Source organism: Streptomyces sp. WMMB303 (assembly GCF_029351045.1).
In the GTDB taxonomy this organism is placed as follows: Bacteria; Actinomycetota; Actinomycetes; order Streptomycetales; family Streptomycetaceae; genus Streptomyces.
In genome coordinates this window covers 5,642,311-5,658,023 of sequence record NZ_JARKIN010000001.1, presented here as the reverse complement: position 1 = coordinate 5,658,023, position 15,713 = coordinate 5,642,311, and the positions used below count along the sequence as shown (strand labels likewise).

Genomic DNA, 15,713 nt, shown 5'->3' with positions numbered 1-15,713 from the left:
GAAGGGGGCACATACGTGCGATGGAAGAACCTGGGTGAACACACTGTGTACGAGAACCAGTGGCTTCGGGTGAATCTGGCGGATGTGGAACTGCCGAACGGGCGCCACCTGGATCACTACCTGATCCGACTGCGGCCCGTCGCCGCGGCGACCGCGGTCAACGAGCGCAACGAGGTGCTGCTGCTGTGGCGGCACCGCTTCATCACGGACAGCTGGGGGTGGGAGCTGGCGGCGGGCGTCGTCGAGGAGGGCGAGGATCTGGTCGAGGCGGCGGCCCGGGAGATGCTGGAGGAGACCGGCTGGCGCCCCGGACCGCTCCGTCACCTGATGACCGTCGAGCCGTCCAACGGACTCACCGACGCCCGGCACCACATGTACTGGTCGCCGGGGGCCGACTACGTGGGCCCTCCGGAGGACGACTTCGAGTCCGAGAAGCGCGAATGGGTCCCGCTCAAGGAGGTGCCCGACCTCATCGCCGCGGGCGAGGTCCCCGCGGCGAACATGGCCGCGGCGCTGCTGATGCTCCACCGCGTCCGCTTCGGGTGAGCCGGCTCGGGCCGCCCCTCGGCCGGTGAGGAGCGGCCCGAGCCCGGTGGCCTCAGCTCCTGAGGAAGTCGTCGCCGTTCTGCGCCACGTGCTCCTGGACGGCGGCGAGCGCCCGCTGGACCTCCTGCGCAGAACCGGTGCCCTGCTGCTCCGCGTAGTAGGCGGCCCCCAGGCGGCGCAGCAGGTCGTTGCCGGCGCGCTGGGCCTGGACCTCCCCCACCTTCTCCTTGCCCTGCGCGATGCCCCGCTGAGCCTGCTCCTTGGCGCGGTCGAGAAAGCCTGCCATGGTCCTGCCTCCGTCGTGTACGGCTCTACCGGCCGGGTCGGCTCCGGTACACCCGTCAACGTATGCCGTGATCAGCCGGTTCCCCGCCGTCCCCGGCTGCGCCGAACCGGCTGGTCAGTCCATTTCACACGATCGCCCGACGGTCCTTCGGGGCGCCGCGGGGGCCGGTGCCCGGCGGCGGCGGAGGGGGCACCGGCGGGCGCGGTTACGGTTGTCCGGTGAACGCACAGCCAGAGGCCGGGGACGGCACCGTCCGGTGGGACGAGGGAGGCCGCGAGCGGACCGCCGCGTGGCGGTCGGAGAGCAGGGCCCGGCCGCCGCGGCGGATCGCCGTCGCCGACGACCGGATGGCCGCCGACCTCGCCTACAAGCTGGTCTGCGAGGGGACCGCGCTGCTGTGGCGCGGCGACTACCACGGCGCCCGGCAACTGCTGGCGGCGCTCGGCCGCCGGGTGGACCGCAAGCAGCCCAAACCGGGGGCCACCCCCCTGGAGGGCTTCCACCTCCACCGGCAGGCCCGCTCGCGCCGTGCCCGGATCCTCGGCATGCTGCTGGTCCCGCTGGAGACCGCACCCGGCGGCTCGTGGGCCGTGCCGCTGCGCCGCGCGCCCGAGGTGGGCCCCGCCTGTGTGGCGGCCTACGGCGCGCCCGGCGCCGTGGGCGACGTGGCGCTGGTGTCGCTGCGCGAACTGCAGGGCGTGCTCGGCGCGTACGAGTGGTGGCGCAACGGGGTGCCCGTCGACGCGCTGGGCGGCGACCGGATCCACCCCTACCACGGGGTGTTCTCGCCGGTGCGCGGCGAATACGTCGACCTGGTCGCGCGGGCTCCGCTGCCGGACCGGCCGGCTGCCGGGCTGCTGGCCTTCGACGTCGGCACCGGGACAGGCGTGCTGGCCGCGGTGCTGGCCCGGCGCGGAGTGGGCCGGGTGATCGCCACCGATCTGGGCGAGCGGGCGGTGGAGTGCGCGCGCGAGAACGCGGCGCGGCTCGGCGTGGCGCAGGCGGTCGAGGTCGTACGCTCCGACCTGTTCCCATCCCCGGACGCCGGGCGCGCCGACCTCGTGGTCTGCAACCCTCCGTGGGTGCCCGCCAAACCGACGTCCGTGCTGGAGCAGGCGGTCTACGACCCCGACAGCCGCATGCTCCGGGGCTTCCTCGCGGGGCTGGCCGAGCGGCTCGCCCCCGGCGGCGAGGGCTGGCTCATCCTCTCCGACCTCGCCGAGCACCTGGGCCTGCGCCCCCGCGAGCAGTTGCTGGAGTGGATCGCCGGGGCCGGACTGGAGGTGGCCGGCCGGCTGGACGCGCGGCCCCGGCACGGCAGGGCGGAGGACCCGGAGGCGCCCCTGCACGCGGCCAGGGCCGCCGAGACGACGCGGCTGTGGCGGCTGCGCCCGGCGGCCGGCTGAGCCGCCGACGGCTGCGCCCGCCGGATCGACAGCACCCGCCGTACCCGCCGCACCGGCCGCGGTCGGCCCGCCCTGCCGCGGGTCAGCCCTTCGGCCCCGCCGACCGGTGCCGGACCCAGACGTTGGGTTCCACATAGACGGCGTGCCCCCGCACCGGATCGCAGTGCACCGGCGCCAGCGCACCCGGCACCCGCACCTCCCCCGCGCGGTCGAACGGCAGGCCCGTCCACTCCCGCCACCGGGCGAGGGACGCGCTGACCGTCATGGAGGCGGGCGCGATCTTCTCCACGGTGCCGCCCACGCGGACGTGTACCCGCAGCCACGGATCGGCGGGCAGCCCGTCGGCGCGCAACTCGCCGATGTGGTCGGCCATCGGCACATCCGGCCGCTGCTGCTTGGCCGTCGGGCGTACCGGGGCCACCAGTTCCCGGTGCCCCTGCCGGTGCGCCGCCGCGCGCAGTCCTTCCAGCATCCGGTAGGAGAGCCCGCGGCCCCGGTGTGCCGGGTCGACGGTGATCTCCAGCGCGCTCACCGCCGTGGCCGGACGGCCGCGCCGCCGGTCGGCGCAGGCCCACGTCAGCACCCTGTCCCACCCCTGGTCGGGGGTCTCCTCGCGGCCGGCCGAGTGGGCGTCGAAGGGCACGCCGTACCCGCGTGCGACGACGCGGTCCCCGTCCGTGGCGACGACGCAGTACTCCGGGAAGTCCTCCGGGACCCGCGGGAGCAGAGTGCCGGCGGCCAGGTCGTGCGCGACGAAGGCCGGCCAGTCGTCGGCGATCTCGTCGAGCCTGCCGGTCAGTTCGGGCCGGTCGGCGAGGCGGGTGATCTCGACGGTGCCGGTGCTGTGGGGCGTCATGAGCGGGACGGTTCCACAGGCGGTGCCGTGCGGGCCACGGATTTACCCGGGGCGGCCGCGCCGCCCCGGGGGACGGACCGCTGACTCCCGGGCACGCGCCGCCGGGTACGCAACCTCTGTCCTTTATGGGGCAGTTGACTACTATGGAGTTGGTTGAGATTGATTTCCCACCCTATAGTGGAGTATCGTGCCGCGTCGGCCTCTCGTTGTGCCTGTCATGGCGACTCTGTGCCGACCTGCTGTACAGGTCCCGCCACACGTGATCACGATGGCGGACACGCTCGCACTGGCGCGTTCCCAGCACGCGGAACATCCTCAGCTCCCGCTCGTGCTGCGGCTGATCGAGAACACCGGAGTCCGGACCAGACATCTCGTCCAACCCCTGGAACTGACCCTCCGTCATCCGGGTTTCGCGGAACGGAACTCGGTCTACGAGGCGGAGGCCAAGGCCCGGGTGCCGCGGGTCGTCGGCCGGGCGCTGGCCGCCGCCGAACTGGAGGCCGAGGAGATCGACCTCATCGTCTACGTCTCCTGCACCGGCTTCATGATGCCCTCGCTGACGGCCTGGCTGATCAACACGCTGGGGTTCCGCTCCACCACCCGCCAACTGCCCATCGCACAACTGGGCTGCGCGGGCGGCGGTGCGGCCATCAACCGGGCACAGGACTTCTGCACGGCCTACCCCGAGGCCAACGCGCTGATCGTCGCGTGCGAGTTCTGCTCCCTGTGCTACCAGCCCACCGACGTCGGCGTCGGCGCGCTGCTCTCGGACGGCCTCTTCGGGGACGGGGTGGCGGCAGCCGTGGTCCGAGGCTCGGGCGGAACGGGCATCCGGCTGCTGCGCAACGGGTCCTACCTGATCCCGGACACCGAGGAGTGGATCTCCTACGACGTGCGCTCCACCGGCTTCCACTTCCTGCTGGACAAGCGGGTGCCCTCGACCATGGGCCCGCTGGCGCCCGCGCTGTGCGAACTGGCGGCCCGGCACGGCTGGAACGCCTCCGAGCTGGACTTCTACATCGTGCACGCCGGCGGTCCGCGGATCTTGCTGGACCTGGGGAAGTACCTGGAGGTGCCGCAGCACGCCTTCCGGTTCAGCCGGGCCACGCTGACGGAGTACGGCAACACCGCCAGCGTCGTCGTCCTGGACGCCCTCCGCAGGCTGTTCGACGAGGGCGGACCCGGGGAGGGCGCGCGCGGGCTGCTGGCCGGGTTCGGTCCCGGCATCACCGCGGAGATGGCCCTGGGGCGATGGGGAAGCGCCACGGCACAGGCCGGCCCGGCGGACGCCGTCCGGCACCGCCCCGGAACCCGGCACGTCCCGCCGCCCGCCGGGACGGAGAGGCCCCCCGGCCCCCGCCCGGAGAACCCACCGGAAGGAGCAGTGAGCCCGTCATGACCTTCACCGGAGCAGCGGAGCCCGGCTCGGAGCGCCGAGCCCGGCCGCCCAGCGGCCTGGTCGTACCGCCGGGTCAGGGCCGCACCCTGCGCACCGCCGCCCAGCAGGTGACCTTCAAGGTGACCGGGCAGCACTCCCGGGCCGCCTCCAGCTTCGAGGTCGTCGTACCGCCCGGCTTCGACGTGGGCGCCCATGTGCACACCCGCAGCGAGGAACTCTTCTACGTGCTGGAGGGCGAGCTGGAGCTGCTCGCCTTCGAGCCCCGGGTGCGCACCCGGGACGGCTGGCGGGAGTGGGAGTCGGCCGCCGGAGACCGGCCCGTGCGCGCCACCGCGGGCACCACCGTGCTGGTGCCGCCGGGCTGCCCGCACGCGTTCGCCAACCCGACCGGTTCCCCCGCGCGGATGTTCTTCCAGGCGGCACCGCCGCCCGACCACGAGCGGTACTTCGACGAACTGCTCGACATCCTGGCCGCGGACGGCCCGCCGGACGAGGCGGCCGTCGCCGAGTTGCGGGCCCGCTACGACATCGAGCAGCTCACCCCGCTCAGGCACGGCCCGCCCCCGGGACCGGCGCCGAAGGAGGCCCCGCACCGGACCGAGAAGGGCTGACCATGACGGAGTGCCCGCTCTACGACGTCCCGGCCGATCCGCCGGAGCTGGAGTTCGACCCGTTCCTGCGGGCGGCGCTGCAGAGCCCGCCGTCCCGCATCCGGCTGCCGCACGGCGAGGGGGACTGCTGGCTGGTCACGCGGTACGACGACGTCCGCTTCGTCACCTCGGACCCCCGGTTCAGCCGGGACATCGTCGGCCGCCCCACCCCGCGCATGACCCGGCATCTGATCCCGCTCGACCGCGCCGTCAGCTTCGTCGACCCGCCCGAACACGCGCGGGTGCGCTCCGTGGTGGCGCCGGTGTTCGGCAGCGGCGCGGTGGAGCGCCTCCGGCCCCGGGTCCGGGCGCTCGTGGCGGAGCTGGTGGACGGGATGCTGGCGGCGGGGCCCCCGGCCGACGTGGTGCGGTATGTCGTCTCACCGCTGCCGCTGGCCGTGGTGGGGGAGCTGCTGGGGGTACCGCCCGAGGACCGCACGAAGGTACGCGACTGGGCCTCGACGCTGCTGACCCGTGCCTCGGACGAGGCGGCGGCCGAACGGGCCCGGCAGGTGAAGGCCGCCGCCCGGCAGTACTTTCTGGGTCTGGCGGAGCTGCGCCGGTCCCGGCCGGCCGGCGACCTGCTGACGCGGATGGTGGCGGCGGTGGACGCCGGTCGCATCGACGAGGAGGAACTGCTCGCGCTGGCCACCCTGATCGGGCTCAACGGGTGGCACGCGGTGCGCAACAACACCGCCAACATGGTCTACCTGCTGCTGATCCGCCCCGAGCTGCGCGAACGGCTGCGCACCGAACCGGAGTCGCTGCCGCGTGCGGTGGAGGAACTGCTGCGCTGGATCCCGCACAAGCACGGGGTGGGGCAGCCCAGGATCGCCACCGAGGACGTCGAGGTGGGCGGTGTGCTGGTCCGCCGCGGCGAGGTGGTGCAGGTGTCCTACGTGGCGGCGGGCCGCGACCCGCGCCGCTTCCCCGACCCGGACGCGGTCGACATCGACCGCCAGGGCCCGCCGCACCTGGCCTTCGGGCACGGGCCGCACCACTGCGTGGCACCGCTGCTGGCCCGGATGGAGGCGGAGGAGCTGCTGTCGGCGCTGCTGCGCCGGCTGCCGGGGCTCCGGCCGGCCGTGCCCGCCGAGGAGATCGCCTGGCAGGGCAGCGTCCTGATCAGAGGACCGGTCGGGCTTCCGGTCACCTGGTGAGCGCAGCGGCGGCCGGTGCGGGGCGGGTTCCGGTGCCCGCGCGGCAGCGCGCTGCCGGCACTCCCGTCCGGCGCCGGGACGGGAAACGGCCGCACCCGGTCCGGACGGGACTCGGCAGGAGTCCCGCGGACCGGGCGCGGCCGTGTGTACCCGCGGAAGGGTGACCTGCGGGCCGGGTCAGCCCTGCTTGGTCTCCCAGAAGATCTTGTCGATCTCGGCGATGAGCTCCAGCGCCTTCTGCCCGGTGGCCGGGTCGGTGGAGCCCTTGGCCGCGCTGAGCGCCTTGAGGGTGTCGTTCACCAGCTGGTGCAGCTGCGGGTACTTCTCGAAGTGCGGCGGCTTGAAGTAGTCGCTCCACAGCACCGAGACGTGGTGCTTGGCGAGTTCCGCGCGCTCCTCCTTGATGACGGTGGCCCGCGTCCGGAAGTGCGGGTCGTCGTTGGCCTGGTACTTCTCCTGAACGGCCTTCACGGATTCGGCCTCGATCCGGGCCTGCGCCGGGTCGTAGACACCGCAGGGCAGGTCACAATGGGCGCTGACCTGCACCTTGGGGGCGAACAGTCGGGAGAGCATAAAAGCCGTCCTTCCTCGTGATCGTCTTCTCACGTGCGAGATTACTCCGTGTGGGAAGTCTTTTCGCGTGTGCCCCCACGGGCTCAGGACAAAAGTCCGAGGACGGACTGGATCTGCTGGAGTGAGCGGGCCGGAGACGGCCGTGGGACCGGAGGCGGAGATATGCCGGAGCGTAGGCCGCAGCGCGGGCCGAGCCACGGGACGGAGCGCCGGGAGGGGGATCGGAACGAGGGGCCGCTGAAACGGATCGGGCTGGCCGAGGTCTACAACCCCTCGATGCGGCCGACCCTGCTGCCCGGCGACCAGTTGGTCGTCGGCTACGGGGCCGCCGTGCGTCCGGGGGACGTCGTGGTGCTGCGCCATCCGTTCCAGCACGACCTGCTCATCGTCAAACGCGCGGTCGAACGGCGCCCCGGCGGGTGGTGGGTGCGCGGTGACAACCCCCGGGTGAAGAACGACAGCCGGGAGTTCGGCGCGGTTCCGGACGACCTGGTCGTGGCCCGGGCCTGGCTGCGGGTGCGCCCGCCGCGCGGGGCTCAGCGCTCGCCGGGTTCCGTGGTGCGCTGGGCGGTCTCCGCCGTGCGCCCGCTGGTCGGCCCGCTGCGGTCGCGGCCGCCCGCGGGGTCCGGCGTGCCCTCGGAGGCGGCCGGGCTGCTCTCGAGGCGTTTGCGGGCCCGGTAGGCCGCCACGTTGGCGCGCGTCGCGCAGCGGTCGGAGCAGTAGCGGCGGGAGCGGTTGGTGGAGGTGTCCAGGTAGGCGTTGCGGCAGGGCGTGGCCTGGCAGATGCCCAGCCGGTCCACGCCCAGGTCGGTGAGGTGGAAGGCGAGCCCCATGCAGGCCGTCGCCGCGTAGGCGGCGGTGGCGTTGGCGGGCTGTTCGGCCAGGTGCATGTGCCAGCGGGGCCGCCCCTCGTCGTCCAGGTCCCCGTGCCCGGAGATCTGCGGACTCGTGGGGAACTCCATCAGCAGGGCGTTCAGCAGGTCGACCGCGCGGACCTCGTCGCCCTCGGCGGCCGCGGTGAAGACGGCGCGCAGTCGGGTGCGTACGGCGCGCAGCCGGCTGACGTCCGCCTCGGTCACACGGCGCGCCATGGTCCCGTGCGACCCGAAGAGTTCGAGGACGGCGCCGACGGAGGTGAGGGTGTCTTCGCCGCGCTCGGGCTGCTCGCTGTTCACCAGTCGCACTGCCAGATCTGAGTAATAGTTCAGTTCCACTTGTGGTCCTTACGGCGGGCGGTCTATCGTCAGTAATGGTTGAAAGTCGTTAGAGCGTATTACGGCGGAGGACGGGTATGGCGACCCACGCACGGAGCACTGCCGACTGGCGGCGCCGGCAGGAGAGTTGGGACCGGCAGCAGGAGTGGTATCTGCCCGACCGCGAGGAGCGGTTCCGGGTCATGCTCGACATGACCGAGGCCCTGGTGGGCCCCGAGCCCCGGGTGCTCGACCTCGCCTGCGTTACGGCAGTATCTCGGACCGCGTGCTGCGGCGGATGCCGGGCGCGACCACCGTCGGCGTCGACCGGGACCCGGCGCTGCTGGCCATCGCGCGCGGCACCTTCGAGGGGGACGGGCGGGCGCACTTCGTCACGGCGGACCTGAGTGACCCCGACTGGCCGACCGCGCTGCCTCCTGGCCCCTACGACGCGATCCTGACGGCCACGGCCCTGCACTGGATGCGCACCGAGCCGCTGCGCGCGCTCTACGGCCGGCTCGTGGGTCTGGTACGGGAGGGCGGGGTGTTCCTGAACGCCGACCACATGCCGGACGAGTCGACCCCGCGCATCAACGCCGCGGTGCACGTCTTCGACGAGGAGCGGCGCGCGCGGCGGACCGCCGAGGGGGCGCAGGACTGGAAGGGGTGGTGGCGCGCGCTGGGGGAGGACCCGGAGCTGGGGGCGGTCGCCGCCGAACGGTTCGCCCTGTTCGGCAACCCGGCCGAGGTGCGGCACAGCGACCACAACGACGAGGAGTTCCAGAGCGCCGAGTGGCACGCGGCCGCCCTGCGCGAGGTCGGGTTCGGCGAGGCCCGCGCGGTGTGGTCCTCGCCCGCCGACGCCATGGTCCTGGGACTGCGCTGAACGGTCCGCACCAGGTCCGGGCGACCGGGCCGGTGTACGCCGCCGGGCCGGCACCCGCGCCGGTCCGGGCAGGCGCCCGGGCCGCCTGCCCACTGGGCGGGGCGGGGCGGCCCGGGTGGGGCTCAGCGGCGGGCGACACCCTCCGCGCGGGCCGCCGCCGCCACCGCGGAGGTCACGGCCGGGGCGACGCGCTCGTCGAAGGGTGAGGGGATCACCCGGTCCGCGCTCAGCTCGTCGGCCACCACGGCGGCCAGCGCCTCGGCGGCGGCCAGCTTCATGCCCTCGGTGATGTCCGTGGCGCGCACCTGCAGGGCTCCGGCGAAGACGCCCGGGAACGCCAGCACGTTGTTGATCTGGTTCGGGTAGTCGCTGCGGCCGGTGGCCACCACGGACGCGTACTTGCGCGCCACGTCCGGGTGGATCTCCGGGTTCGGGTTGGCCATGGCGAAGATGAAGGCGTCCTCGGCCATCCGCGCGACGGCCTCCTCGGGCACCGTGCCACCGCTCACGCCGATGAACACGTCGGCGCCCTCGAGCACCGACTCCAGGGAACCGGTGCGGTTCCCCTTGTTGGTGAAGCCCGCCAGGTCCCGCTTGACCTGGGTGAGGTCGCCGCGGTCGCGGGAGACGACGCCCTTGCGGTCGCAGACCGCCACGTCTCCGATACCGGCCTCCACCAGGATCTTCGCGATGGCCACCCCGGCGGCGCCCGCGCCGGAGATGACGGCGCGCAGCGAGCCCAGCGCGCGGTCGCTCAGCTTCGCCGCGTTGCGCAGCGCGGCCAGCGTGACGATGGCCGTGCCGTGCTGGTCGTCGTGGAAGACCGGGATATCCAGCTTCTCCTTGAGGCGGGCCTCGATCTCGAAGCACCGGGGTGCCGAGATGTCCTCGAGGTTGACCCCGCCGAACGAGGGCGCCAGCCGCTGGACCGTGTCCACGATCTCGTCCGTGTCCTGGGTGTCCAGCGCGAGCGGCACCGCGTCGACGCCGCCGAACTGCTTGAAGAGGATGGCCTTGCCCTCCATGACCGGGAGCGAGGCGCCGGGGCCGATGTCGCCCAGCCCGAGCACCGCGCTGCCGTCGGTCACCACCGCGACGACCTGGGACTTCCAGGTGTAGTCGTCGACGAGCTCGGGCTGCTCCGCGATGGCGCTGCAGACCTTGGCGACGCCCGGCGTGTAGGCGAGGGACAGGTCGTCCGCGTCCCGCACGGGCACGGTCGCCTGAACGGCCATCTTGCCGCCCCGGTGCAGGGCGAACGCCGGATCGATCACGTCCGACTCCAGCCCGTCCTTCTGATTGACGATCTCCGCTGCCACTGTGTTGAACCCCTTAGTCGAATCTGGTGAGGGTGACCGCTCCCTGCGGTGAGGAACGGGCGGGCACCGCGTCCGCTTCCCGGGCGAGCGGCCTGCCGCTGCCCGGAGGGAGGTACGGACGCCGGGCGCGCCGCACACGCGCCCTGGTCCCCGGGTGAGGGGTGTAATCGACCTTTCTACCCGACACCCGCCGCCGGGGACGACCTACTTCCGGCCGCACCGGTGTCCAAGCTGGCGGAATGCGGGGCAAAGCGCCTCGACTCCGACTTGAAGTCCGCAGGGTGAGACGGTCTGGCGATGTGAGAGACCGCACTCCGGCCCGTAACCCCCTTTACGGCCGTTCCCACCGCCCTGTATCCGGAGTCCTGTATCCGTTATCCGATTTTGACCTCGGAGGCGTCCTGCTGCCGCTTGTCCGGATGGCAAGATGCCCCCCATCGTTCATCCGTTCATCCGTCGGACACGGTCGCGACATCCGAAGGTGTGTGCCCGACCCCACGGCTGCTCTCCCTCATCGCAGGAGGACCCGCTCATGACCGCTAGCAGGCGCATGACCGCCGGCCGGGCCGCACGTACGGCCGCTCGACGCGCCGGGATCATCCCCGTCGCCCTCCTCGCCGGCGGCGCCCTGCTGCTGACCGGCTGCGGCGACCAGACCGAGGGTGCCGACGGCGGCAGCTCCGGCGAGAAGGCCGAGCTGAGCTCGAAGCTGCCCGACAGGATCCGCAGCGCCGGCGTCATCAAGGTCGGCACCGACGCCGCGTACAAGCCGATGGAGTTCAAGGAAGGGGCCGACATCGTCGGTCTGGACCCCGACCTCGCCAAGGCGATGGGAGAGAAGCTGGGGGTCCGCTTCGAGTTCACCAACGGAACCTTCGACGGTCTGATCACCTCCATGCAGACCGGCCGCTTCGACATGATCATGTCGTCGATGACGGACACCAAGGACCGCCAGGAGGGCCTGGACGACAAGGGGAAGAAGGCCGGCAAGGGCGTCGACTTCGTCGACTACCTCTCCGCCGGCTCCTCGATCCTGGTGAAGAAGGGCAACCCGGACAAGATCGACTCCGTCGACCAGATGTGCGGCAAGAAGGTGGCCACCCAGCGCGGCACCACCTCGCACGAGATCCTCAAGACGCAGACGAAGAAGTGCGTCGAGGACGGCAAGAAGAAGATCGGCATCGAGGCGTACAACACCGATGACGAGGCCCGGGTGCGACTGAAGGCCGGCGGTGTCGTCGCCGACATCTCGGACTTCCCGGTCGCCGCCAACGCGGCCAAGTCCGGCTCCGACTTCGAGGTCGTCGGTGACCAGATGCAGTCCGCCCCCTACGGCATGGCCGTCGCCAAGGACAACAAGCAGCTCCGTGACGCCCTCCGGGCCGCGATGGACGCGATCATCGAGGACGGCTCGTACAAGAAGGCGCTGGAGAAGTGGGGCGTCGAGGACGGCGGCGTCAAGAAGGCCGCGATCAACGGCGGTTCCTGAGCCGCCCGGCGACGACGCACCAGACACACCCCGCAGGACGTCCAGGACGCTGAGAGGCAAGCCCCCGTGACACCACCCACCACCGACAAGATCCCCTCCGGCGGGGCACCTCCGTCGAAGGACGCACCGGAGGCCATCAAGGCCATCCCCGTACGGCACTACGGGCGGTACGTCTCCGCCGTCGTGGTCCTCGCGCTGCTGGCGCTGCTGATCCGCGCCTTCGCCACCGCGGAGGGGCTGCGCTGGCAGGCGGTGGGGGACTTCTTCTTCAACGACCAGATCCTCGAGGGCGTCCGGAACACGCTGGTCGTCAGCGTGCTCTCGATGCTCATGGGGCTGGTGCTGGGGATCGTCCTGGCCGTCATGCGCATGTCGAAGAACCCGGTGACCTCGTCCGTCGCCTGGGGCTACATCTGGTTCTTCCGCGGCACGCCGGTCTACGTGCAGCTGCTGCTCTGGTTCAACCTGGCGCTGATCTTCCCGGTGCTGAACCTGATGCCCCTCTACAAGGACGAGATGACCGACGTCATGACCCCGTTCATGGCGGCGCTCCTCGGCCTCGGGCTGAACGAGGCGGCCTACATGGCGGAGATCTGCCGGGCGGGCATCCAGTCGGTGGACGAGGGACAGACCGAGGCGTCCCAGGCGCTGGGGATGACCCAGGGCCAGAACATGCGGCGCATCGTCCTCCCGCAGGCGATGCGGGTGATCGTGCCGCCCACCGGCAACGAGTTCATCAACCTGCTGAAGACCTCCTCGCTCTGTTCGGTCGTGATGTACGAGGAACTGCTGCGCAAGGCGCAGAACATCGGCAACACCTCCAGCGCCGTCGTCGAGATGCTGCTGGTCGCCACCATCTGGTACCTGGTCATCACGAGCATCTTCAGCGTGGGCCAGTACTACCTGGAGCGGCGCTACGCGCGCGGCTCCCTGCGCCAACTGCCCGAGACCCCGTGGCAGCGCGTACGCAAGAACGTCTTCGCCTTCGGGCGCGGTACCGGATCGGGGGCGCAGGGCGCATGAGCACGTCGGTCAAGAAGACGGAGAGCGGCGGCCCGATGGTCAGGGCCGAGCGCGTCTGCAAGTCGTTCGGCCACGTCGAGGTCCTCAAGGGCATCGACCTCGAGGTGAAGACCGGCGAGGTGTTCTGCATCGTCGGTCCGTCCGGATCCGGCAAGTCCACCTTCCTGCGGTGCATCAACCACCTGGAGAAGATCAACGCCGGCCGGCTGTACGTCGACGGCACGCTCGTCGGCTACCGCGAGAAGGGCGGCAGGCTCTACGAGCTGCGCGACCGCGAGGTGGCGGCCCAGCGCCGCGACATCGGGATGGTCTTCCAGCGCTTCAACCTCTTCCCGCACATGACCGCGGTGGAGAACGTGATGGAGGCGCCCGTCCAGGTCAAGCGGACCCCGCGCACCGAGGCGCGCAAGCGGGCCGCGGAGCTGCTGGACCGGGTGGGGCTGGCCGACAAGATCGACTCGTTCCCCGCGCAGCTGTCCGGAGGCCAGCAGCAGCGCGTGGCCATCGCGCGGGCGCTGGCCATGGACCCCAAGCTGATGCTCTTCGACGAGCCCACCTCCGCACTGGACCCGGAGCTGGTCGGCGAGGTGCTGGACGTGATGAAGGCGCTGGCCCGGGACGGGATGACGATGGTGGTCGTCACCCACGAGATGGGCTTCGCGCGGGAGGTCGGCGACTCGCTCGTGTTCATGGACGGCGGTGTCGTCGTCGAGTCCGGCAACCCCAGGGACGTGCTGACCGACCCGCAGCACGAGCGCACCAAGTCGTTCCTCTCGAAGGTGCTCTAGGTGTTCTGTCTCGGGAGGTTGTGGACGGGTGATGCAGGTCTCGGCTGAGGGATCTTGAACGGGTGAGGGCCTTCCGGGTTCGGTGTGGATTGCGACGTCTACACCGACCAGAAAGGCCCTCGTGCCCCACCGTAATGCACCCCTGACCGAGACCGGACGTCTGCGTCTGGCCCGTTGCGTGGTCGAGGACGGCTGGCCGCTCCGGCGGGCTGCCGAACGCTTCCAGGTCTCGCCGACCACGGCTCAGCGGTGGGCTGAGCGCTACCGGCTGCTGGGCGAGGCCGGGATGACCGACCGCTCCTCGCGTCCCCGTCACAGCCCGCGGCGGACGCCGACACGGACCGAGCGAAGGATCATCAAGGTCCGCCTCCTGCGCCGGTGGGGCCCGGCCCGCATCGCGCACCTGCTGGACCTCGTGCCCTCGACCGTGCACCGCGTGCTGACGCGGTTCGGGCTGGCCCGGCTGACCCATCTGGACCGTGCGACCGGCCGCGTCATACGCCGCTACGAACGCGAACATCCCGGCGAGCTCGTCCACGTCGACATCAAGAAACTGGGCAACATCCCCGACGGCGGCGGCCACAAGGTCCTCGGCCGCCAGGCCGGCCGCAAGACCCGCAAGAACGCCGGCTACAGCTACATCCACACCGCCGTCGACGACCACTCCCGCCTCGCCTACAGCGAGATCCACACCGACGAGAAGAAGGACACGGCCACCGGCTTCTGGGCCCGGGCACACGCCTACTTCACCAGCGTCGGCATCACCGTCGAACGCGTCCTGACCGACAACGGCGCCTGCTACAAGTCCCACACCTGGCGCGACACACTGGCAGCGGCCGGGATCACCCACAAGCGAACCCGGCCCTACCGGCCCCAGACCAACGGCAAGGTCGAACGCCTCAACCGCACCCTGCTCGACGAATGGGCCTACGCCCGCCCCTACCGGTCAGAACAGGAACGACGCGACGCGTTCCCGCAGTGGCTGCACACCTACAATCACCACCGCGGACACACCGCACTCGCAGGCAAACCACCCGCCAGCCGCGTCCCCAACCTCACAGAGCAATACATCTAGGCCGTCGTTCTCCGGGAACCGCGGTCCGGTCCGTCCCGCCCCGCCGGGCCGGGACGGACCGCGGTTCCCGGAATACCGGCGCGCGGTGTGATGCTGTGTCCGCCATGGCACATCACGCATCCTTGGGCAGGGTCGGCATCTGGGCCTCCGCACTGCGTACCGACGACGCGGCGCGGCGCCCTCTGGTCGAAGAGGCCGCCGCCGAACTCGACGAGCTGGGGTACGGCACCCTCTGGGTCGGCGGCAGCCCCTCGCCGGACATGGCGTACCGGCTGCTCGCCGCCACCTCTCGGGCGACCGTCGGCACCAGCATCCTCAACATCTGGGAGCACGCGGCTCCCGAGGTCGCCGCCCGGCACGCGCAGCTGACGGACGAGTTCGGCGGCCGCTTCCTGCTCGGTCTCGGCGTCAGCCACCCGGAGACGCGCAGCGGGCACGCGCTGGACCATCCGCTGGCCGGCCGGCCCCGGTCGGCCATGCGCTCCTATCTCGACACGCTCGACAACGCGCCGCGTCCGGTGCCCGCCGCCGGGCGTGCGCTGGCGGCGCTCGGTCCGAAGATGCTGCAGTTGGCCGCCGAGCGGTCGCTGGGCGCGCTGCCCTACCTCGTCACCGTCGAGCACACCGCGGAGGCCCGCGACATCCTCGGGGCCGACCCGCTGCTGGCCCCCGAGCTGAAGGTGGTCCTGCAACAGCCGGGCGCCGACCCCGCCGCCGCGTACGCCACAGCCCGCGACTATCTCTCCCGGTACCTGGCCCTGGCCAACTACCGCAACAGCCTGCTCCGGCTCGGCTTCGCGGAGTCCGACTTCGACGGCGGCGGCAGCGACCGGCTCGTCGACGCGCTGTTCGCCATCGGCGACGCCGAGACGGTACGCGCCAAGGCGGACGCGTTCCTGGCGGCGGGCGCCGACCACATCGCCCTCCAGGTGGTCACCGCCGCCACCGGCACCGACCTCCCGCGGGCGGAGTGGCGGGCGTTGGCCGAGGCCATGCCGCTGCGGGACTGAGCGGCGTCGAGGAGCGACGCCGGGCCCGACGGAGCTGCGCCGACGGCGTGAGAT

General features: G+C 71.9%; 15 protein-coding genes and 2 pseudogenes. 12 read left to right on the top strand and 5 right to left on the bottom strand.

Annotated elements, in window-relative coordinates; translation table 11 throughout:
- The first annotated feature begins 15 nt into the window (after positions 1–15).
- On the top strand, positions 16–546 hold the full coding sequence (locus P2424_RS24555; protein WP_276477885.1) for an NUDIX hydrolase: 531 nt from the start codon (positions 16–18) through the stop codon (positions 544–546).
- A 52-nt stretch (positions 547–598) separates the two neighbouring features.
- Here the strand turns inward: P2424_RS24555 and P2424_RS24550 are convergent, their stop codons facing one another.
- A complete protein-coding gene (locus tag P2424_RS24550) occupies positions 599–832 on the bottom strand; it encodes a hypothetical protein (protein ID WP_276477884.1) in 234 nt (77 codons plus the stop codon).
- Positions 833–1,050: 218 nt separating this feature from the next.
- On the opposite strand from P2424_RS24550, the gene P2424_RS24545 reads away from it, so the two are divergent.
- Positions 1,051–2,238 (top strand): class I SAM-dependent methyltransferase, encoded by a 1,188-nt coding sequence (locus P2424_RS24545; protein WP_276477883.1) that lies wholly within the window; start codon positions 1,051–1,053, stop codon positions 2,236–2,238.
- 82 nt (positions 2,239–2,320) lie between these two features.
- Here the strand turns inward: P2424_RS24545 and P2424_RS24540 are convergent, their stop codons facing one another.
- Positions 2,321–3,094, bottom strand: coding sequence for an N-acetyltransferase (locus P2424_RS24540; protein ID WP_276477882.1), 774 nt, complete (start codon positions 3,092–3,094; stop codon positions 2,321–2,323).
- 217 nt (positions 3,095–3,311) lie between these two features.
- Here P2424_RS24540 and P2424_RS24535 point away from each other — a divergent pair, with 217 nt between their 5' ends.
- From P2424_RS24535 to P2424_RS24525, 3 genes are read left to right on the top strand one after another with little or no spacing between them, the layout of a single operon-like run.
- Positions 3,312–4,493: a type III polyketide synthase gene (locus tag P2424_RS24535; RefSeq protein ID WP_276477881.1), complete on the top strand. Its 1,182-nt coding sequence runs from the start codon at positions 3,312–3,314 to the stop codon at positions 4,491–4,493.
- On the top strand, positions 4,490–5,104 hold the full coding sequence (locus tag P2424_RS24530) for a cupin domain-containing protein (protein WP_276477880.1): 615 nt from the start codon (positions 4,490–4,492) through the stop codon (positions 5,102–5,104). Before P2424_RS24535 ends, P2424_RS24530 begins: the two co-directional genes overlap by 4 nt.
- A gap of 2 nt (positions 5,105–5,106) precedes the next feature.
- The gene (locus P2424_RS24525) at positions 5,107–6,303 is read left to right on the top strand and encodes a cytochrome P450 (RefSeq protein WP_276477879.1); all 1,197 of its coding nucleotides are present in this window, start codon (positions 5,107–5,109) and stop codon (positions 6,301–6,303) included.
- 177 nt (positions 6,304–6,480) lie between these two features.
- On the opposite strand, the gene sodN is transcribed toward P2424_RS24525, so the two are convergent.
- Positions 6,481–6,876 (bottom strand): superoxide dismutase, Ni, encoded by a 396-nt coding sequence (gene sodN, locus P2424_RS24520; protein ID WP_019354527.1) that lies wholly within the window; start codon positions 6,874–6,876, stop codon positions 6,481–6,483.
- A 162-nt stretch (positions 6,877–7,038) separates the two neighbouring features.
- On the opposite strand from sodN, the gene sodX reads away from it, so the two are divergent.
- Entirely contained in the window at positions 7,039–7,557 is a 519-nt protein-coding gene (gene sodX / locus P2424_RS24515; protein ID WP_276477878.1) for a nickel-type superoxide dismutase maturation protease, read from the top strand.
- A gap of 44 nt (positions 7,558–7,601) precedes the next feature.
- On the opposite strand, the pseudogene P2424_RS24510 reads toward sodX, so the two are convergent.
- Positions 7,602–8,060: pseudogene (locus P2424_RS24510) on the bottom strand (ABATE domain-containing protein); the annotation flags it as partial.
- A 107-nt stretch (positions 8,061–8,167) separates the two neighbouring features.
- Here P2424_RS24510 and P2424_RS24505 point away from each other — a divergent pair.
- Positions 8,168–8,955: pseudogene (locus tag P2424_RS24505) on the top strand (class I SAM-dependent methyltransferase).
- A 122-nt stretch (positions 8,956–9,077) separates the two neighbouring features.
- Here P2424_RS24505 and P2424_RS24500 read toward each other — a convergent pair.
- A complete protein-coding gene (locus tag P2424_RS24500; RefSeq protein WP_276477877.1) occupies positions 9,078–10,274 on the bottom strand; it encodes an NADP-dependent malic enzyme in 1,197 nt (398 codons plus the stop codon).
- Positions 10,275–10,806: 532 nt separating this feature from the next.
- On the opposite strand from P2424_RS24500, the gene P2424_RS24495 reads away from it, so the two are divergent.
- The 5 genes from P2424_RS24495 (at position 10,807) to P2424_RS24475 (ending at position 15,659) form a co-directional block, all read left to right on the top strand.
- Complete coding sequence (locus tag P2424_RS24495; RefSeq protein WP_276477876.1) at positions 10,807–11,763, top strand: ABC transporter substrate-binding protein; 957 nt, start codon at positions 10,807–10,809, stop codon at positions 11,761–11,763.
- A 66-nt stretch (positions 11,764–11,829) separates the two neighbouring features.
- Positions 11,830–12,786 carry an amino acid ABC transporter permease gene (locus P2424_RS24490; RefSeq protein ID WP_276477875.1) on the top strand — a complete coding sequence of 319 codons (957 nt, stop codon included), beginning with the start codon at positions 11,830–11,832 and terminating at the stop codon, positions 12,784–12,786.
- A complete protein-coding gene (locus tag P2424_RS24485) occupies positions 12,783–13,574 on the top strand; it encodes an amino acid ABC transporter ATP-binding protein (protein WP_276477874.1) in 792 nt (263 codons plus the stop codon). Before P2424_RS24490 ends, P2424_RS24485 begins: the two co-directional genes overlap by 4 nt.
- Positions 13,575–13,695: 121 nt before the next feature.
- Complete coding sequence (locus tag P2424_RS24480) at positions 13,696–14,649, top strand: IS481 family transposase (protein ID WP_276475919.1); 954 nt, start codon at positions 13,696–13,698, stop codon at positions 14,647–14,649.
- Between the two features lie 104 nt (positions 14,650–14,753).
- Entirely contained in the window at positions 14,754–15,659 is a 906-nt protein-coding gene (locus tag P2424_RS24475) for a TIGR03620 family F420-dependent LLM class oxidoreductase (protein ID WP_276477873.1), read from the top strand.
- The last annotated feature ends 54 nt before the right edge of the window (positions 15,660–15,713 follow it).